General features: G+C 60.8%; 15 protein-coding genes. 12 read left to right on the forward strand and 3 right to left on the reverse strand.

The genetic code is table 11. From position 1 onward, the window contains the following. Positions 1-197 precede the first annotated feature (197 nt). The 10 genes from ACA060_RS15435 (at position 198) to ACA060_RS15480 (ending at position 13,262) form a co-directional block, all read left to right on the forward strand. Complete coding sequence (locus ACA060_RS15435) at positions 198-1,079, forward strand: lipase family alpha/beta hydrolase (protein WP_497311669.1); 882 nt, start codon at positions 198-200, stop codon at positions 1,077-1,079. Positions 1,080-1,162: 83 nt separating this feature from the next. Further along, positions 1,163-1,444 (forward strand): peptidylprolyl isomerase, encoded by a 282-nt coding sequence (locus ACA060_RS15440; protein ID WP_003445034.1) that lies wholly within the window; start codon positions 1,163-1,165, stop codon positions 1,442-1,444. 134 nt (positions 1,445-1,578) lie between these two features. After that, positions 1,579-3,447, forward strand: coding sequence for an extracellular solute-binding protein (locus ACA060_RS15445; protein WP_497311670.1), 1,869 nt, complete (start codon positions 1,579-1,581; stop codon positions 3,445-3,447). Further along, complete coding sequence (locus tag ACA060_RS15450) at positions 3,447-4,508, forward strand: microcin C ABC transporter permease YejB (protein WP_438657734.1); 1,062 nt, start codon at positions 3,447-3,449, stop codon at positions 4,506-4,508. The genes ACA060_RS15445 and ACA060_RS15450 overlap by 1 nt, the downstream gene beginning before the upstream one ends. After that, positions 4,508-5,530 carry an ABC transporter permease gene (locus ACA060_RS15455; protein ID WP_109632029.1) on the forward strand — a complete coding sequence of 341 codons (1,023 nt, stop codon included), beginning with the start codon at positions 4,508-4,510 and terminating at the stop codon, positions 5,528-5,530. Before ACA060_RS15450 ends, ACA060_RS15455 begins: the two co-directional genes overlap by 1 nt. Before the next feature lie 15 nt (positions 5,531-5,545). Continuing rightward, entirely contained in the window at positions 5,546-7,120 is a 1,575-nt protein-coding gene (locus ACA060_RS15460; protein ID WP_497311671.1) for an ABC transporter ATP-binding protein, read from the forward strand. A gap of 125 nt (positions 7,121-7,245) precedes the next feature. Continuing rightward, positions 7,246-8,661 (forward strand): sigma-54 interaction domain-containing protein, encoded by a 1,416-nt coding sequence (locus tag ACA060_RS15465; RefSeq protein ID WP_497311672.1) that lies wholly within the window; start codon positions 7,246-7,248, stop codon positions 8,659-8,661. Between the two features lie 297 nt (positions 8,662-8,958). Next, on the forward strand, positions 8,959-10,350 hold the full coding sequence (locus ACA060_RS15470; protein ID WP_109632035.1) for a GntP family permease: 1,392 nt from the start codon (positions 8,959-8,961) through the stop codon (positions 10,348-10,350). 7 nt (positions 10,351-10,357) lie between these two features. Continuing rightward, a complete protein-coding gene (hbdH, locus tag ACA060_RS15475; protein ID WP_109632037.1) occupies positions 10,358-11,131 on the forward strand; it encodes a 3-hydroxybutyrate dehydrogenase in 774 nt (257 codons plus the stop codon). A gap of 175 nt (positions 11,132-11,306) precedes the next feature. Then, entirely contained in the window at positions 11,307-13,262 is a 1,956-nt protein-coding gene (locus ACA060_RS15480; RefSeq protein ID WP_497311673.1) for an acetoacetate--CoA ligase, read from the forward strand. A gap of 112 nt (positions 13,263-13,374) precedes the next feature. Here ACA060_RS15480 and ACA060_RS15485 read toward each other — a convergent pair whose 3' ends face one another. Beyond that, positions 13,375-14,484, reverse strand: coding sequence for a PilT/PilU family type 4a pilus ATPase (locus ACA060_RS15485; protein WP_497311674.1), 1,110 nt, complete (start codon positions 14,482-14,484; stop codon positions 13,375-13,377). 121 nt (positions 14,485-14,605) lie between these two features. Between ACA060_RS15485 and ACA060_RS15490 the strand changes: the two genes are divergently transcribed. Beyond that, the gene (locus ACA060_RS15490) at positions 14,606-17,140 is read left to right on the forward strand and encodes a hybrid sensor histidine kinase/response regulator (protein ID WP_497311675.1); all 2,535 of its coding nucleotides are present in this window, start codon (positions 14,606-14,608) and stop codon (positions 17,138-17,140) included. A gap of 56 nt (positions 17,141-17,196) precedes the next feature. Further along, a complete protein-coding gene (locus ACA060_RS15495) occupies positions 17,197-17,472 on the forward strand; it encodes a peptidylprolyl isomerase (RefSeq protein ID WP_007898282.1) in 276 nt (91 codons plus the stop codon). A gap of 142 nt (positions 17,473-17,614) precedes the next feature. On the opposite strand, the gene ACA060_RS15500 is transcribed toward ACA060_RS15495, so the two are convergent. Together ACA060_RS15500 and ACA060_RS15505 are read right to left on the reverse strand one after the other, a co-directional pair. After that, positions 17,615-18,547 carry a sugar kinase gene (locus tag ACA060_RS15500; RefSeq protein ID WP_497311676.1) on the reverse strand — a complete coding sequence of 311 codons (933 nt, stop codon included), beginning with the start codon at positions 18,545-18,547 and terminating at the stop codon, positions 17,615-17,617. A 141-nt stretch (positions 18,548-18,688) separates the two neighbouring features. Beyond that, positions 18,689-19,906: an amino acid deaminase gene (locus ACA060_RS15505; protein ID WP_497311677.1), complete on the reverse strand. Its 1,218-nt coding sequence runs from the start codon at positions 19,904-19,906 to the stop codon at positions 18,689-18,691. Positions 19,907-19,911 lie beyond the last annotated feature (5 nt).

Below are 19,911 nucleotides of genomic sequence, written 5' to 3' on the forward strand. Positions count from 1 at the left end.
GCAATGATGTGCGCCACGAACGACAAAAAGATGTCCAAATATTCCGAACAGGACCTCAGGCTCTTTCGAACTTTCCTACGTTTTCTATACCTTTTTCATCAGCTTACAGCGGATTCCTCATACATCGCCGAGCTGCCGGTGTGCTTTAGAGTGAGCCCATATTCACACCTCTGAACCACCGAGAAAAAGGAATGAACATGCTACGGAATGCAACCACTCAGTATCCAATCCTGCTGATCCACGGGCTCTTCGGCTTTGATCGCATTGGTAAAGTCGAACTCTTCCATGACGTCAAGCAGGCCCTCAGGAGTGCTGGCGCAAGAGTGTTTGTCCCCCACCTCTCGGCAACCCATAGCAACGAAGTGCGCGGCGACCAACTGTTGGCACAGATCGAACGGGTGCTGGAAGGAACCGGCGCTCGGCAAGTCAACCTGATCGGTCACAGCCAGGGCGCCCTTGCGGCGCGTTACGCTGCGGCCATCGCGCCGGAGATCATCGCGTCTGTAACTTCGGTGAGCGGCCCGAACCACGGCTCGGAACTGGCCGACTTCCTGCGCAAGGCATTGACACCCGGGCGCCTGCCGGAACACGTCGCATCCACGGTTGCAACGCTGTTTGCGGACTTTGTGTCGTTGCTCAGCGGCCACCAGGCCCTGCCGCAAAATGCCGTCGCCGCGCTGAATGCGTTGACCACCGAAGGTGTGGGCGCTTTTAACGACAAGTACCCACAAGGGCTGCCGAAAACCTGGGGTGGCAAGGGCCGCGAATTGGTTAACGGGGTGCGCTATTACTCCTGGAGCGGGATATTGCAGGGCGATCTCCTGGACAAAGGGCTGGATGCGATCGATCCGCTGCACGGTTTCCTCCAGGCCTTTTCGCGCTATTTCACCACCGAAGCAGAGCAGAATGACGGCATGGTTGGCCGCTACAGCTCCCATCTGGGCAAAGTTATCCGCTCCGACTATCCGCTGGATCATCTGGACAGCCTCAGCCAAACCGCCGGGGCACTGCGCAAGGGCATCGACCCGATTACCTTGTATGTGCAACACGCCGAGCGCCTGAGAAAGGCTGGCCTATAATCCGTGCGGAACTTTGACGAGAAATAGCCCACTGAATCCGGTAGGCTCCGCACTTTACTGAACATTGAAAGGAGTATTCTTCCATGGCTAAAGCCACTGCCCGTCACATCCTGGTTGCCTCTGAAGACAAGTGCAACGAACTCAAAGCCCAGATCGAAGGCGGCGCCGATTTCGCCGAAGTTGCCAAAGCCAACTCCACCTGCCCATCCAGCCGCCAAGGTGGTGACCTGGGTTCGTTCGGTCCAGGCCAGATGGTCAAAGAGTTCGATACCGTCGTCTTCAGCGCACCTATCAACGTAGTGCAAGGCCCGGTGAAGACCCAGTTCGGTTATCACCTGCTGGAAGTGACCAGCCGCCAGGACTGATCAGCGCCCTGGTTTTGTGTATGACGGCCCACCTTTTGGTGGGCCGTTGTGTTTCGGTTAGTAATACGGCTGGCGAGGGACGCGCCGCTAGCGTACAAATTGCGGTTATCGATCACCCGGCTCTAAGGCTGACAATGCGACTGGCTTTCCCCACTTTGTTGTTCACTGCCGTGGCCCTGCTGTTGGGCGCCACCGGTGTGAATGCTGCACCGCAACAGGCGTTGACCGTGTACGGCGAACCGGCGAAGTATCCCGCCGGCTTCAGTCATTTTGCCTACGCCAACCCGCAAGCCCCCAAGGGCGGCACGATGCGTCGCTCCGCCATCGAGATCGGGCATTTCGACCATATACTGCCGTACATCGACAAAGGCATCGGCGTCACGCAAATCGACGGTTTGCTCTACTCGCCCCTGGCCCAGCGTTCGCTGGACGAGCCCTACACCGTCTACGGTCTGGTGGCACAGAAGATGGAGCGCTCGGAGGACGGCATGTCCCTGCGCTTCTACCTGAACCCAAAGGCGCGTTTCGCCGACGGCACCCCGATCACAGCCCAGGACGTACGCTATACCTTTGACCTGCTGATGACCCAGGGCAGCCTGCGTTATCGCACCCAGTTCGCCGACGTCAAAGGCGTCGAAGTCGAAGCGCCGCTGACGGTTCGGTTCGACTTCAAAAGCAACGAAAACCGCACCCTGCCCCTCGATATCGCCACCTTGCCGGTATTTCCCGAACACTGGTGGAAGACCCGTGACTTCGCCAATGGCGGTGGTTATGAAGCACCACTGGGCAGCGGCCCGTACAAAGTGGGCAAGGTCGATTCCGGTCGCAGCATCACCTTCGAGCGCAACGCCACCTGGTGGGGCAAGGATCTGCCGGTCAGCCGCGGCCTCTATAACTTCGATCATTTCAGCATCGAGTACTTCGGCGACACCGACGTCGCACGCCAGGTCCTGCGGGGTGGCGCCTATGACTACAACCGCGAATTCTCCGCCACCGGCTACTCGATCGGCTACGAAAGCCCGGCCCTGAGCGATGGTCGACTGCAAAAAGCGCATCTGGCCAAAGAAGCCCCGCAATCGGCCCAGGGCTTTGTCTTCAACCTGCAAAACCCGATGTTCCACGACCGCCGCGTGCGCCAGGCCCTGGCCATGCTCTGGGATTTCGAGTGGAGCAATCGGCAGATGATGCGCGACCTGTACATCCGCCAGCAGAGCTTCTTTTCCAACACCGACCTCGCCGCCCGCAAACTGCCGGATGCCGGCGAGTTGGCGATTCTCGAGCCACTGCGTGGGCAGATCCCCGACGAGGTCTTCACCCAAGTCTTCGAAGCACCGAAAACCGATGGCAGCGGCCTGATTCGCGACAAGCAACTGCTGGCGCTGAACCTGCTCGAGCAAGCCGGCTGGAAACCCGATGGCGACCAACTGGTCAACGCCGAAGGCACGCCGCTGAGCTTCACCTTTCTGGTCAGCCAGAACGGCATGGACCGACTGCTATTGCCGTATAAGCGCACCTTGAAACAGATCGGCATCGACCTGAACATCCGCCGCATCGACTCCTCTCAGTACGTGAATCGCCTGATGAGCCGCGACTACGACATGATCGTCACCGGCTATCCGGTCACCACTTCCCCCGGTGGCGAGCTGTTCAACTACTTCGGCTCGATCTCGGCCAACGACCCCGGCGCCAACAACTACATGGTGCTGAAAAACCCGGCGGTCGATACGCTGATCAACGGGCTGGTGCGCGCCAACACCCAGCCAGAAATGCTGCGTTACGCCCATGCGCTGGACCGGGTGCTGCAATGGAACTACTACTGGATTCCCAACTATTACCCGCCGGGCACTTCGACGGTGTGGTGGAACCGCTTCGGCATGCCCAACGAGCAGGCCAGCAATGACGAAGCCATCGAAAGCTGGTGGGAGGTGAGCTCCACGCCGCTGACCAACCAGCAGATGACGGCCGAGAAAATCCGCCGTGGCAAACCCGGAGGGCCGCATTGATGTGGGCTTACATACTGCGGCGCCTGCTGCTGATCATCCCGACGCTGGTGATCATTCTTCTGGTCAACTTCATCATCGTCCAGGCCGCACCGGGCGGTCCGGTGGAACAGGCCATCGCGCACTTGCAAGGCATCGGCGGCGCGAGTGTCGGCGGCGGCTCCGGGGAAACCATGTCGGGCACCTCCCGGGCCAGTCGCGGCCTCGACCCGCAATTGATCAAGGACATCGAAAAGCAGTACGGCTTCGACAAGCCCGCGCACGAACGCCTGTGGCTGATGCTCACCAGCTACGCGCGCCTGGACTTCGGTAAAAGTTTTTTCCGCGGTGCGACCGTCACCGACCTGATCCTGGAAAAAATGCCGGTGACCATTTCCCTCGGGCTCTGGGCCACGCTGATCACCTATCTGGTGTCGATCCCGCTGGGCATCCGCAAGGCCGTGCACCATGGCAGTCATTTCGATATCTGGAGCAGCACCGCGATCATCATCGGCTACGCGATGCCGGCGTTCCTGTTCGCGATGTTCCTGATCGTGGTCTTCGCCGGTGGTACCTCGCTGAACTGGTTCCCGGTGCGCGGGCTGGTCTCGGACAACTTCGAATCGCTGTCGACCGTGGGCAAAATCGCCGACTACTTCTGGCACTTGGTGCTGCCGGTGACGGCGTTGGTGATTGGCGGTTTCGCCACCCTGACGATCCTCACCAAGAACTCGTTCCTCAATGAAATCACACGCCAATACGTGGTCACCGCACGGGCCAAAGGCTTGAGCGAACGACGCGTGCTGTACGGCCATGTGTTCCGTAATGCGATGCTGCTGGTGGTGTCGGGGATTCCCCAGGCGTTTATCAGCGTGTTCTTCGCCGGCTCGCTGCTGATCGAGGTAATTTTCTCGCTCGATGGCCTGGGGCGCATGAGCTATGAAGCCGCCGTGTCCCGGGACTATCCGGTGGTGTTCGGCTCGCTGTTTATCTTCACGCTGTTCGGGCTCTTGATAAAACTGATCGGCGACCTGTGCTACACCCTGGTCGACCCGCGTATCGACTTCGCCGCGAGGAACGCCTGATGTTCCAGCTCTCGCCGTTAGGCCGCCGCCGCTTCGAACGCTTCAAGAAAAACCGCCGGGGCTGGTGGTCGCTGTGGCTGTTCATAGGCCTTTTTCTGCTGACGTTGGGCGGCGAGTTGATCGCCAACGACAAACCGCTGGTGGTCAGTTATCAGGGGCAGTGGTACTTCCCGGTATTCAAGCGCCACACCGAGCAGGAATTCGGCGGGCAACTGCCGTTCCAGGCTGACTATCGCAGCGACTACGTGCAGAAGCTGATTCACAAGGACGGCGGCTGGATGCTGTTCCCGCCAATCCCGTTCAGCGATGACACGCCCAACTATGAACTCAATAAACCGGCGCCGAGCCCGCCCTCCAGCGTCAACTGGCTGGGCACCGACGACCAGTCCCGGGACGTCATGGCCCGGGTGATTTTCGGTGCGCGGGTGTCGATCCTGTTTGCGTTGATGCTGACCTTGGTCAGTGCGTTGATCGGTATCGCCGCCGGTGCGCTGCAAGGCTATTACGGCGGCTGGGTCGACCTGTTGGGTCAACGCTTGCTGGAAGTCTGGTCGGGGCTCCCGGTGCTGTACTTGCTGATCATTCTGTCGGGGTTCGTCGAACCGAATTTCTGGTGGTTGCTGGGGATCATGGCGCTGTTCTCCTGGCTGGCGCTGGTCGACGTGGTGCGCGCCGAGTTCCTGCGCGGGCGCAACCTGGAATACGTCAAGGCCGCCCGGGCACTGGGCCTTTCGGATCGAAAAGTCATCGTCCGGCATATCCTGCCCAACGCCATGAACGCGACATTGAGTTACCTGCCATTCATTCTCACCGGGGCCATCTCCACCCTCACGGCGCTGGACTTCCTCGGCTTCGGCATGCCGGCGGGCAGCGCATCGCTGGGTGAGCTGATCGGCCAGGGCAAGCAGAACCTGCAAGCGCCGTGGCTGGGGCTGACGGCGTTTTTCACCCTGGCGCTGATTCTTTCCTTATTGGTGTTTATTGGCGAGGCGTTACGCGATGCGTTTGATCCTCGATCTTGAAGCGGGACGGCTGACATGAGTACCAACCTGATCGAAATCCGTGACCTCTGCGTGGCCTTCAATGGCCAGACGGTGGTGCGCAACCTGTGCCTGGACATCCGCCCCGGTGAATGCCTGGCGTTGGTCGGTGAATCGGGCTCCGGCAAGTCGGTGACCGCCCACTCGATCCTGCAACTGCTGCCCGAGACCGGCACCCAAACCACTGGCAGCATTCGCTATCGCGGCAAGGAACTGCTCGGCGCTCCGACCAAGGTGTTGCGTGAGTTGCGCGGCAACCGGATCGCGATGATCTTCCAGGAACCGATGACCTCGCTCAATCCGTTGCACAGCATCGAAAAACAGATCGGCGAAACCCTGCTGGTGCATAAAGGCCTGACGGGCAAAGCGGCGCAAGCGCGGATTCTGGAATTGCTGCAACTGGTGGGTATCCAGAAGCCCAAGGAACGGCTCAAGGCCTACCCCCACCAGCTGTCCGGTGGCCAACGGCAACGGGTGATGATCGCCATGGCCCTGGCCTGCGAGCCGCAGTTGCTGATCGCCGACGAACCCACCACGGCGCTGGACGTGACGGTGCAGCGCAAGATTCTGATTCTGCTCAAGTCCCTGCAACAGCGGCTCGGCATGTCGCTGCTGTTGATCAGCCACGACCTCAATCTGGTGCGCAGCATCGCCCAGCGCGTGTGCGTGATGAAGGCCGGGGAAATCGTCGAAGAGGCCACGTGCGAAACGATCTTCACCGAGCCGAAGCACCCCTACAGCTGCGTGCTGTTGAACGCCGAACCGGAAGGCGAAGCCCTGCCCCGGGACGAGCGCGAGAACGTGCTGGAAGTGGACAATCTGCGCGTGCAATTCGCCCTCGGTGGCGGGCTGTTCCAGCGCAAGACGTACCTGAACGCGGTGGACGGCATCAGCCTTAACATTCAACGCGGCAAAACGTTGGGCATCGTCGGCGAGTCCGGCTCGGGCAAGTCGACGCTGGGTCAGGCGATCCTGCGCTTGCTCGATTCCGAAGGCAGCATTCGCTTTCAGGGCGAGGCGCTGGACGGCCTGACGCAAAAGCAGCTGCGGCCATGGCGCAAGAAAATGCAGGTGGTGTTCCAGGACCCCTTCGGCAGTCTCAGCCCGCGCATGTCAGTGGCTCAGATCATCAGCGAAGGGCTTGAAGTGCATAGTCAGCTGACCGCTGAAGAGTGCAAAGCCGAAGTGATTCGTGCGCTGGAAGAAGTCGGCCTCGACCCGCAAAGCCGCAATCGTTATCCCCACGAGTTCTCCGGCGGCCAGCGTCAGCGCATCGCCATTGCCCGGGCGCTGGTGCTGAAACCGGCACTGATCTTGCTCGATGAACCGACGTCGGCGCTGGATCGCACGGTGCAGAAACAAGTGGTCGCCCTGCTCCGCCAGCTTCAGGAAAAACACGGACTGACCTATCTGTTCATCAGCCATGACCTGGCGGTGGTGCGCGCCCTGGCCCACGACATGATCGTGATCAAGGACGGCAAAGTGGTGGAAAGCGGCGCCAGCCATGACGTGTTCGATTCACCGCAGCATCCGTACACCAAAGAGCTGTTGGCGGCGGCGCATCCCCGGTAGGCATAGGACCGCGTCGCCTCAATCGCTAGCAGGCTAGCTCCCACATTGAATCGCGGTCCACTGTGGGAGCTAGCCTGCTAGCGATAGGGCCCGCCAAGACAACACATATTCTGGATCTGACCTCTATGAACACCACCGAAAACCTCAAGGATTACCAGCGCGTTCGCCTGCTGGCGATCCGTTCGCTGTTCGAAATCATCGAGCAATCGAGCGAAGGCACGGTGATTGTCGACCGCGACGCGAACATCGTCTGGATGAACGAGCGTTATGCCCGGCGTTTCGGCCTTGAGTCCGCCGAAGTGGCCATCGGCAAGGCCTGCGAAAGCGTGATCCCCGGCAGCCTGTTGCGCGAAGTCGTGCGCACCGGCCGGCCGATCTTGCTGGACATGCAGGACACGCCGAAAGAACCCCTGGTGGTGATGCGCCTGCCAATCCATGACGACGCCGGTGCGGTGATCGGCGCCATCGGTTTTGCGCTGTTCGACGAGTTGCACAGCCTGTCGCCCATGCTCAAACGCTACCTGAGCATGCAGGAAGAACTGGCCTCCACCCGCTCGTTGCTGCGGTCGCGGCAGACCAAGTACAACTTCGCCCACTTCATCGGCACCAGTGCCGCCAGCCTCGAAGTCAAACGTCGCGCCCGGCGCAGTGCCAGTGCCGAGTCGCCGGTGCTGTTGCTCGGCGAAACCGGCACCGGCAAGGAGTTGCTGGCCCAGGCGATCCACGGCGCTTCGCCGCGCGCGCACAAAGCCTTCGTCAGCATCAACAGCGCGGCGATTCCCGAGTCGTTGCTGGAAGCCGAGTTCTTCGGTACCGCGCCCGGCGCCTTCACCGGCGCCGATCGCAAGGGCCGCGCCGGCAAGTTGCAGATCGCTCAGGGCGGCACGCTGTTTCTTGATGAAATCGGCGACATGCCGCTGCCGCTGCAAAGCAAGTTGCTGCGCGTGTTGCAGGAAAAGGAATTCGAGCCGGTCGGCTCCAATGAAGTGATCCAGAGTGATGTGCGGGTGATCGCGGCGACCTCCACCGATCTGGAAGCAGCGATCAAGCGTGGCGAATTTCGCGCCGATTTGTATTACCGACTCAACGTGCTGCCGATCAACGTGCCGCCCCTGCGCGATCGCCTCGATGACGTGCCGGCGCTCAGCGAAGCGATCCTTGAGGAACTGCGCAGCCAGCATGAACTGAACCGCGAAGCGTTGGATCTGCTGGGGCAGCATGCCTGGCCGGGGAATATTCGCGAACTGCGCAATGTGCTGGAACGCGCGGCGCTGCTCAGTGATGACCTGGTGCTGAATGCGGGGGATATTCGCGCAGCAATCGGGACGTTTACCCTGGTAGAGCGTGTGGCGCCGAGGGTGATGGAGGCAGTTGCGCATGAGACATTCAGTGAGGCGCGGGAGCGGTTTGACCGGCAATTGATTGAAACGGCCCTGGCGCAATGCGGGGGCAAAGTCATAGAAGCGGCTGCGCGGTTGGGGCTGGGGCGGTCTACTTTGTATAAGAAGATGGTGGCGTTGGGGATTGTTGAGTCTCTATAGAGAGACATTGATCTCTATTGGTAGATAGGGCCTCTTCGCGGGCAAGCCCGCTCCCACAGGGTTTGCGCCGAGCCATAAATTCAAAGGCAACCACAAAACCTGTGGGAGCGTGGCTTGCCCGCGAAGACGTCCGTACAGCCCCTACAAATCTCTAAACAGAGACAAACAATTCAAAACCGCCTCACAAATAAATAAATATCCTTATATTTCAATACCTTAAACAAATGGCACGAATCTCGCTATAGCCCTCTCCCACAAAAGATCCACCCACAAAAATAACAATCCAGGAGACACACCATGAGTGTGATCATTGCCTTGGCAGCCCTCACGCTGCTGATGCTCGCGGCCTACCGTGGCTACAGCGTTATTCTCTTCGCCCCGATTGCCGCCCTCGGCGCTGTCTTGCTCACCGACCCGTCCGCCGTCGCTCCTGCCTTCACCGGGGTGTTCATGGAGAAAATGGTCGGCTTCATCAAACTGTATTTCCCGGTGTTCCTGCTCGGCGCGGTGTTCGGCAAGCTGATCGAGCTGTCGGGTTTCTCGCGCTCGATCGTCGCGGCAGCGATTCGCCTGCTCGGCACCCGCCAGGCGATGCTGGTGATCGTGCTGGTCTGCGCACTTCTGACTTACGGCGGCGTGTCGCTGTTTGTGGTGGTGTTCGCGGTCTATCCGTTTGCCGCTGAAATGTTCCGCCAGAGCAACATTCCCAAGCGTCTGATCCCGGCGACCATCGCCCTCGGTGCGTTCTCGTTCACCATGGACGCCCTGCCCGGCACCCCGCAGATCCAGAACATCATCCCCAGCACCTTCTTCAACACCACCGCGTGGGCGGCGCCGTGGCTGGGTGTGATCGGCGCGATCTTCGTGTTCAGCGCCGGCATGCTGTTTCTCCAGCGCCAGCGCAACAAGGCTCAGGCCTCCGGTGAAGGCTATGGCACCGAACTGCGCAACGAGCCTGAAACCGCGCCCGACATCAAACTGCCGAACCCGTGGATCGCCCTCTCGCCGCTGCTGGCCGTGGGCATCATGAACCTGCTGTTTACCCAGTGGATTCCGCAGTGGTACGGCAAGACCCACAGCCTTGCGCTGCCGGGCATGGCCGCGCCGGTGACCACCGAAATCGCCAAGCTCACGGCGATCTGGGCGGTCCAGGCCGCCTTGCTCGTGGGCATCATCATGGTGCTGGTGTTCGGCTTCAAGGCGATTCGCGGCAAGCTGGCCGAAGGCAGTCGCAGCGCTGTCGGCGGTTCGCTGCTGGCGGCGATGAACACCGCATCGGAATACGGCTTTGGTGCGGTGATTGCTTCCTTGCCAGGGTTCCTGGTATTAGCCGATTGGCTCAAGAGCATTCCCAATCCGCTGGTCAACGAAGCGATCACCGTGACCCTTCTTGCCGGCATCACCGGTTCAGCGTCGGGCGGCATGAGCATTGCGCTGGCGGCCATGGCCAATGACTTCATCGCAGCGGCCCACGCGGCCAACATCCCGCTGGAAGTGCTGCACCGGGTGGCCTCGATGGCCAGCGGCGGCATGGACACCCTGCCGCACAACGGCGCGGTGATTACCCTGCTGGCGGTGACCGGCCTGACCCACCGCGAAGCCTACAAAGACATTTTCTGTATTACGCTGATCAAGACCCTGGCGGTCTTTGTGGTGATCGGTACTTTCTACGCCACTGGCATTGTGTGAGGTATTCATGACGACTCTTTCGGGCAAGACTGCACTGGTCACCGGCTCCACCAGCGGCATCGGCCTGGGCATCGCCCTGAGCCTGGCCAAGGCTGGCGCCAATCTGATCCTCAACGGTTTCGGCGATGCTTCCAAAGTGATTGCCGAGGTTGAGCAATTCGGTGGCAAGGTCGGCCATCACCCGGCCGACGTCAGCGATCCGGCGCAGATCGCCGACATGATCGCCTACGCCGAGCGTGAGTTCGGTGGCGTGGATATTCTGGTGAACAATGCCGGGATCCAGCATGTGTCGCCAGTGGAAGACTTTCCCGTGGAGCGCTGGGATTCGATCATTGCAATCAACCTGTCGTCGGTGTTCCACAGCACCCGCTTGAGCCTGCCGGGCATGCGCGCCAAGGGTTGGGGACGGATCATCAACATCGCTTCGGTGCACGGCCAGGTCGGATCGGTGGGTAAGGCTGCATACGTGGCCGCCAAGCATGGTGTGATCGGCTTGACCAAAGTGGTCGGGCTGGAAACGGCAACGACCAATGTGACCTGCAACGCCATTTGCCCGGGTTGGGTATTGACTCCGCTGGTGCAGAAGCAGATTGATGATCGCATTGCCAAAGGCACCGACCCGCAACAGGCGCAGCATGATTTGCTGGCCGAAAAGCAGCCGTCGCTGGAGTTCGTCACGCCGCCGCAACTGGGTGAACTGGTGTTGTTCTTGTGCAGTGAGGCCGGCAGCCAGGTGCGTGGCGCGGCGTGGAATATTGATGGTGGGTGGTTGGCGCAGTAATTAGTCACCCCCCTGTGGCGAGGGAGCTTGCTCCCGCTGGGTGGCGAAGCCGCCCCAAATGGGTTGCACCAGCCTATTTACGTCTGCTGCGCAGCCGAGCGGGAGCAAGCTCCCTCGCCACAGAAGCCTGCTCCACAGTAGCCTGTGTGTACGCATAAGAACAAAGAGGCAAGCCATGTCCGACATCCTCTGGCAACCCAGCGCCGAGCGCATCAACAAAACCCGCATGGACGCCTTCCGGCGCTTCGTCATAAAGCGGCACAACATCCACCTCGACGACTACCCCGCCCTGCACCAATGGTCGATCGATCAGCGGGTCGCATTCTGGCAGGCGATCGTCGACTTCTTCGACATCCGTTTCCACGATCAACCGGACACGGTGCTGCTGGAAGGCCTGCAAATGCCCAGCGCCCAGTGGTTCCCTGGCGCCACGCTTAATTTCGCCGAGCACCTGATGCGCCGTCGCGACGATGCCATCGCGGTGATTGCCATTGGCGAGAACGGCCAACGTGAACACCTGACCTGGGCTGAACTGGCCGAGCATGTCGCCGGTTTTCAAAACAGCCTGAAAGCCGCCGGCGTCGGCCTCGGCGACCGGGTCGCTGCGTGCATGCCCAACACCTGGCAAACCCTGGTGGCCATGCTCGGCACCACCAGCCTGGGGGCAATCTGGTCCTGCTCATCGCCGGACTTCGGCACTCAGGGCGTCATCGACCGCTTCGGTCAGATCGAACCGAAAGTGCTCATCACCTGCGCCGGTTACCGCTACGCGGGCAAGGACATCGACCAGACCACCAAGGCCAATGAAATCCTCGAACGCCTGCCCTCCTTGCAACAGTTGATCGTGGTGCCGTATGCCCGGCCACAGGCACACATCGAGCAGTTCCACACCCGGGCCAACGTAACGCTGTGGGATGATTTCTACGACATCGGCGGCGAGCCGGATTTCGTCCCCGTGCCTTTCGCCCGTCCGCTGTACATCCTTTATTCCAGCGGCACCACCGGCGTGCCGAAATGCATCGTCCACAGCACCGGCGGCGTGCTGCTGCAACACGTCAAGGAACACGGCCTGCATTGTGATCTCGGCCCCGGTGACCGACTGTTCTACTACACCACCTGCGGCTGGATGATGTGGAACTGGCTGGTCTCGGCCCTGGCCGTGGGCAGCGCAGTGGTGCTGTACGACGGCTCGCCGTTTCATCCAGAGCCTCAGCGTTTGATCGACCTGATCGACGATGAACGCATCAGCGTCTTCGGCACCAGCCCCAAGTTCCTCGCGACCCTCGAAACCAACGGCGTCAAACCGCGCGAGAGCCATGACCTGACCAGCCTGAAAACCTTGCTTTGCACCGGATCCGCCCTATCGCCGCAGAGCTACGATTACGTCTACCGCGATTTCAAGAGCGACCTGTGCCTGGCCTCAATGTCCGGCGGTACCGACATCGTTTCCTGCTTTGTGAACAGCAACCCTTTTGAACCGGTGCGCCGTGGCGAAATCCAGGGCAAGAGCCTGGGCATGGCGGTTGAAGTCTGGAACGACGACGGTAAACCTGTGATCGGCGAAAAAGGCGAGCTGGTCTGTACCCGGCACTTCCCTGCAATGCCCATCGGCTTCTGGAATGACCCACAGCAAGAAAAGCTGCACGCTTCATATTTCAGTCAGTTCCACGGCGTCTGGGCCCAAGGCGATTACGCCGAACAACTGCCCCACGGCGCGATGATGATCCACGGGCGCTCGGACGCGGTGCTGAACCCTGGCGGCGTGCGCATCGGCACGGCGGAAATCTACCGTCAGGTGGAAAAAGTTCCGCAGGTGCTGGACAGCGTGGCCATCGGTCAGCAGTGGCAGGATGACGTGCGGGTGGTGCTGTTCGTTAAGTTGCGCGACGGTGTCGAACTCGATGAAGCACTGCAGCAGCAGATTCGCCAGGTCATCCGCGCCAACACCACGCCCCGGCACGTACCGGCGAAGATTGTTGCGGTGACCGATATTCCGCGGACCATCAGCGGCAAAGTCGTCGAATTGGCGGTGAGGAACGTGGTGCATGGGCAGAAGGTGAAAAACACCGATGCGCTGGCCAATCCCGAAGCGCTGGAACAATTCCGCAACCGCCGCGAACTCCAAACCTGAAGAAGATCCACTGTGGGAGCGGGCTTGCTCGCGAAGGCGGAGTATCAGCCAGCATCAACGTAGGCTGACACACCGCTTTCGCGAGCAAGCCCGCTCCCACATTTGATGGATTTCAGTCCATTAATCCCCACTCTCCCGAGGGCGGTTGAGTCGGCGGTGACGCATCGCTATGCAACTTCAGCCGCAAGCGCAAGTTGTTCACCGAATCCGCATGCTTCAACGCTTCCTCCTCATTGATCGCCCCTTCGACAACCAACGCATACAGCGCACCGTCAAACGTCTGCATCCCCAATTCCAGCGATTTCTCCATGATCCCCTTCAGCTCGGCAAACTCATTGCGCCGGATCAGGTCACCGATGGTCTGTGTCCCCAGCATCACCTCCACCGCCGCCCGGCGCTGCCCGTCGCGGGTACGCACCAATCGTTGGGACACGAATGCTTTGAGGTTGTTGCCCAGATCATGCAGCAGCTGCGTATGTCGCTCCTCAGGGAAGAAATTGATGATGCGGTCCAGCGCCTGATTGGCGTTGTGCGCGTGCAAGGTGGAAATCACCAGATGACCGGTATCGGCAAATGCCAGCGCATGCTCCATGGTTTCGCGGTCGCGGATTTCGCCGATCAAGACGACGTCCGGCGCCTGACGCAGGGTGTTTTTCAGGGCAGCATGAAAACTGCGAGTATCGACGCCGACCTCACGCTGGTTAATGATCGACTTCTTGTGCCGGTGAATGTACTCGATCGGGTCTTCGATGGTGACGATATGGCCACTGCTGTGACGGTTGCGGTGATCGATCAGCGCCGCCAGGGAGGTCGACTTGCCGCAATCGGTGGCGCCGACAAACAGCATCAGGCCTTGTTTGAGCATCACGGTTTCGAGCAGCACCGCCGGCAACTTGAGGTCTTCGAAGCGCGGAATGTCGAGCTTGATGTTGCGTGCCACGATTGACACATCGTTGCGTTGCTTGAAGATGTTGACCCGAAAGCGCCCGACACCTGCCAGGGAGATCGCCAGGTTCATCTCCAGTTCGCGATCGAACTCCAGACGTTGTTCGGCGTCCATGATGGACTCGGCAATGGCTGCGACTTCCCCCGGTTTGAACGGTTGATCGGTCAGCGGTTTGAGCACGCCGTCGAACCGTGCACTGGGTGGCGCGCCGGGGGAGAGATAGAGATCGGATCCGTTCCGGTCAGCCAGTATCTGCAACAGTGCATCGATTTCCATGGCAAAAAGCACCCGCGAAGCATTCAATGAAAAAACAATGACCCCAAACAGGTCATCCAGCGTCTACCGCCCTCCAAGGATAGTAGACGCCGCCACACCGACTTAAGCGCAGGACAATTTGATGAACGCATCACCGACGGGCAGCGATGCCCAGGCCTTGATCGCCAGACTGGACTGGACACGCACCCCGCTGGGCGCTGCCAGTACCTGGCCACAGAGCCTGCGCACCGCGGTGGACATCGTGATTCACTCACCGATGCCCATGCTCTTGCTGTGGGGCCCGCAGCTCACGCAGATCTACAACGACGGCTTCGCCCTGCTTGCCGGCAGCAAGCATCCACACGCTTTCGGACAACCGACGCACCAGATCTGGCCTGAACTCCAAGACTTTACCGACCCCATTTACAGCGCCGTCCTACAAGGACAGGTGCGAACCTACAGCGAACAACGCTTTACCTTGCAGCGCGACGAAGGTGATTCCGACTTCTGGCTCGACCTGACCTACAGCCCGATTCGCGATGAAAACGCTCAGGTCGCCGGCATTCTGGTCACCGCCATCGAAACCAATGAACGCCGCCGCATCGCGCTGGAACTGGAACAGCGTTCAGCCGCGAGCCTCAAGGCCCAGCACGAAACCGAAGAGCGCCTCCAACTGGCACTGGCAGCCACCGACGCCGTCGGAACCTGGGACTGGGACATTGGCGAAGACCGCTTCATTGCCGACACCCACTTCGCCGAATTGCACAACATCGACCCGCTGCTCGCCAGTCAGTTGCCCATCAGTGCCTACCTACAGGCCGTGCACCCGGAAGACCGCGCGATGGTCGCCCGCAGCATCAAATATTCCATTACCCACGGCACGGAATACGCCGAGGAATATCGGCTGCTGCGACCCGACGGCCACCTGCGCTGGGTGTTTGCCCGCGGTCGATGCTACAAGGACCACCACGGCCGGCCGATTCGGTTCCTCGGCGCCGCGCTGGACCTGACCGAACGTAAACTCACCGAGCAAGCCCTGCGCCAGAGCCAGACCGAGCTGCAACTGATCATCAACGCCATGCCCATCCTGATCAGCTACGTGGACAGCGAAGAGCGCTTTCGCTTGAACAACGCCGCTTATCTCGACTGGTATGGCCTGACGCCCCAGGAACTCTACGGCCGGACCATTCGTGAAGTGTTGGGCGAAGAAGCCTATGCCTTGCGCGCCGAGCACATCGCCTTGGCACTGACGGGCAAGTCCTGCTGTTTCAGCATCAGCACCCCGCACCGGGACGGCAGCATCCGCCATGCCCTGATGAATTATTTGCCGCGCCACGGTGCCGACGGGGCGGTGAATGGTTTTTACATCTTCGTGATCGACGAAACCGAGCGCAAACAGACCGAAGAAGCCCTGCGCAATCTCAACGAAACCCTTGAGGAACGGGTCGCCGCCCGTACCCAGCAACTGGCCGAAGCCAACCAGCGGCTGCAAAACGAGATGTTCGAACGTGAGCGCGCCGAAGATGCCCTTCGCCATGCGCAGAAGATGGAAGCGGTCGGGCAGCTCACCGGCGGCATCGCCCACGACTTCAACAACATGCTGACCGGGATTATCGGCAGCCTCGACCTGATGCAGCGCTATATCGCTGACGGGCGCGCCGCCGAGATTGGCCGCTTCACCGAAGCCGCCGTGTCTTCTGCCAACCGAGCCGCAGCCCTGACGCATCGCTTGCTGGCGTTCTCCCGGCGCCAGTCGCTGGATCGCAAACCGCTGAATGCCAATGCGCTGGTGCACTCCCTGGAAGATTTGTTCAGCCGAACCAAGGGCGACCACATCGAGCTCAAACTGCTGCTGGCCGACGAGGTGTGGCCGGTGAGCACCGACGTCAGTCAACTGGAAAACGCTCTGCTCAACCTCGTCATCAACGCCCGGGACGCCATGCCCGATGGCGGCGAGTTGTTGATCGAAACCGCCAACGTGTACCTCGACGGCAGCGACATCACCACACTGGAACCGGTCAAGGCCGGGGATTACGTGACGATTGCCGTCAGCGATAACGGCACCGGGATGACACCGTCGGTGCTGGCCAAGGCTTTTGACCCGTTCTTCACCACCAAACCCATCGGCCAGGGTACCGGCCTGGGCTTGTCGATGATTTACGGGTTTGCCCAGCAATCGGGCGGGCATGTCAGCCTGTTCAGTTTGCCGGGCAAGGGCACCAGCGTTCGCCTGTACTTGCCGCGGTTTTATGCCATGGAACCGGAAAACGTGCTGATGCCGTTGACGGGCGAAGCGCCGCCAGCGATTGCCGGTGAGACCGTGGTGTTAGTGGAAGATGACCCGGCAGTGCGCATGCTGGTGCTCGACCTCCTCAACGAGCTGGGCTATCACGCCCACGAAGCCGAGGACGCGAAGACCGCCTTGCCCTTGCTGGAATCCAACCTGCGGGTCGATCTGCTGGTGACCGACGTCGGCTTGCCGGGAATGAACGGTCGACAGCTGGCAGAAATCGCGCGTCAGCACCGCCCCGAACTCAAAGTGTTGTTCATGACCGGTTACGCGGAGAAAGCCGCCGAGCGCCAGGGCTTCCTGGAAGAAGGCATGGACATGGTGGCCAAACCGTTTTCCATCGACCTGCTGGCCAACAAGATTCGCACGATGATCGGCCAACCGTAGTGAGTTGAGGCATAATCGCGCGCCCCCGCCGCCACCAATGTTGCAAGGTACGCCCCATGAAAGCTCAAGCCCGCCATATTCTGGTGAAAACCTCGGAAGAAGCCGAGCAGCTCAAACAACGCATCGCCAAGGGCGAAGCCTTTGATGTGCTGGCCAAGAAATACTCCACCTGTCCGTCCGGCAAACGCGGCGGCGATCTGGGTGAAGTGCGGCCTGGGCAGATGGTCGGGGTGATCGACGCGGTGATCTTCAAAAAACCGCTGCGCGTGGTGCATGGACCGATCAAGAGCAAGTTCGGGTATCACCTGGTGCAGGTGTTTTACCGGGATTGATGGGTTTGGCTTAAAGGCCTCATCGCGGGCAAGCCCGCTCCCACAGGGATTTTTGAGTCGCATGGGATAGCAGCCACACCACAAATCCTGTGGGAGCGGGCTTGCCCGCGATCCGATGGCGCAGCCAGCGGCCATCCACGGATTATCTCGGGATCAGCGCTCCGGGCACCTGAATCACCCGACTCGCCAACCGATGCCCCGCCTCCGCCGCCTCAACCGCACTCCCACCCTTGAGCCGACTGGCCAGATACGCAGCACTGAACGAATCTCCCGCCGCCGTGGTGTCCACCACCCGCTCGACCTTCTGCGCCGGCACCTCGAACGACTCGCCAGCACAGCGAATCAGACACGCCTCGGCACCGCGCTTGAGCACCACTTCCGGTGTGCCAATCTGTTCGTAAGCGGCGAACACCGCCTCGCAATCGGAAAAATGAAACAGCGCTTGCTCGTCATCGACGGTCAACAACGCCAGATCAACATAGGGCAGGACGCTGCGATAAGCTGCCCGCGCCTCTTCGACTGACGCCCACAGGCGCGGCCGGTAGTTGTTGTCGAAGACGATCCGCGCATCCCGCTGCCGGGCCTCGATCAGGGTTTCCAGCAACTTCTCCCGACCTTGCACGCCGAGCACCGCCAAGGTAATGCCGCTGAAATACAGCACGTCGTAATCCGGCAGCGCGGCCAGGATCGGCGCGGCGGCCGGGGTGGTGAAGCAGTCGCGCACGGCCGCTTCGTTGCGCCAATAGAGGAAACGTCGCTCGCCAGCCGCATCGGTCTGGATGCAGTACAAACCGGGCAGTCGCCCGGGCAGGCGCTGGACCATGCCGAGCCCGATGTTTTCATCGGCCCAGGTCTGGCACATGGCATCGCTGAAACTGTCGTCGCCCAGCGCGGTGACGTAATCGACGACGCCGCTCGCGCCCAGTTCCCGGGACAAATAGACCGCGGTGTTGAGGGTATCGCCGCCGAAGCTTTGTTGCAGCGTGCCGTCGGCGCGTTGTTGCAGCTCGATCATGCACTCGCCGATCAGGGCGATGCGCGGGATGTTGGGGCCGAGGGTGTTGATGGTGTTCATTGTTGTGGGGTCTCTGGTATTGCGGTGTTGTCTGGTCGGGCGACTTCGCGAGCAAGCCCGCTCCCACAGGGATCTTGTGAACACTGAAGATCTAATGTGGGAGTGAGCCTGCTCGCGATGGCCGCGCCTCGGTCCGAAGCCTTAGAAACAGGTTTCCATGGTTTCGATGACGTTCAACTGCTCATCCACCAAACACCCCGTGCGCCATTTGTCGAACGTCAGGCACGGGTGCGACGTGCCGAACGAAATGATGTCGCCCACCCGCAACTCAACCCCCGGCGCGACCGTCATGAATGCATGCTGATCCATCACCGCCGTCACTTTGCAGGTGCTGACATCGTCGCCATTCGCCGGCACCACGCCGGCCTTGTAACGCAGCAGCGGCACTGGCAAGCCCGCGTCGTAGGCCACATCGCGCTTACCCAGGGCAATCACCGCAAAACCCGGCTCCGGCAACGACTGCACATGCGCCCAGACTTCCAGCGCCGGGCGCAGGCCTTCGTGCAGATCGCTGCGGCGGTCGAGCACGCAGCATTGCGCTTCTTTATAGATGCCATGGTCGTGAGCCACGTAGCTGCCGGGGCGTAACACGCTGAGGAAACGTCCACCCGCGTTCTGCGCTTCGAAGGACTCCGCGATCAAGTCGTACCAGGCCGAACCCGAGGCGGTGATGATCGGCTTGGGAATCGCAAAGGCGCCGCTGTCTTGCAACTGCACAGCCAAACGCACCAAAGATCCCGCGAATGCGCGGATGCCAGTGACTGCATGATCACCATGGATCACGCCTTCATAGCCTTCGATACCGGTCAACGCCAACGCCGGTTGAGCATTGATGGCTTTGGCCAGAGCGATGACTTCATCTTCAGTGCGGCAACCGCAACGGCCGCCGACCACGCCGTACTCGATCATCACGTTCAGGCGCACACCGCGCGAGGCGAAATACGCGCCGAGGTCAGCGACGTTGTCCGGGTGATCGACCATGCAATGGAAATCGAAGGCCGGATCGGCCAGCAGATCGGCGATCAGTGCCATGTTCGGCGTACCGACCAATTGGTTGGCCATCAACACCCGACGCACGCCATGGGCGTAGGCCGCGCGGGTTTGCGTGGCGCTGGCCAGGGTGATACCCCAGGCGCCGGCGTCCAGTTGGCGGCGAAACAGCGCCGGCGTCATGCTGGTTTTGCCGTGGGGTGCGAGTTCGGCGCCGCTGTTGCTGACAAACGCCTGCATCCAGCGAATGTTGTGCTCCAGCGCTTCGCGGTGCAGCACCAGCGCAGGCAGGCTGACGTCGCATACCAGGTTGGCACCGGTCTGGGCAAAGCCCTTTTCCACGGCGGCAGTATGTTGGGCAGAAGACATGGTCG

The organism is Pseudomonas sp. LBUM1671, assembly GCF_059695685.1.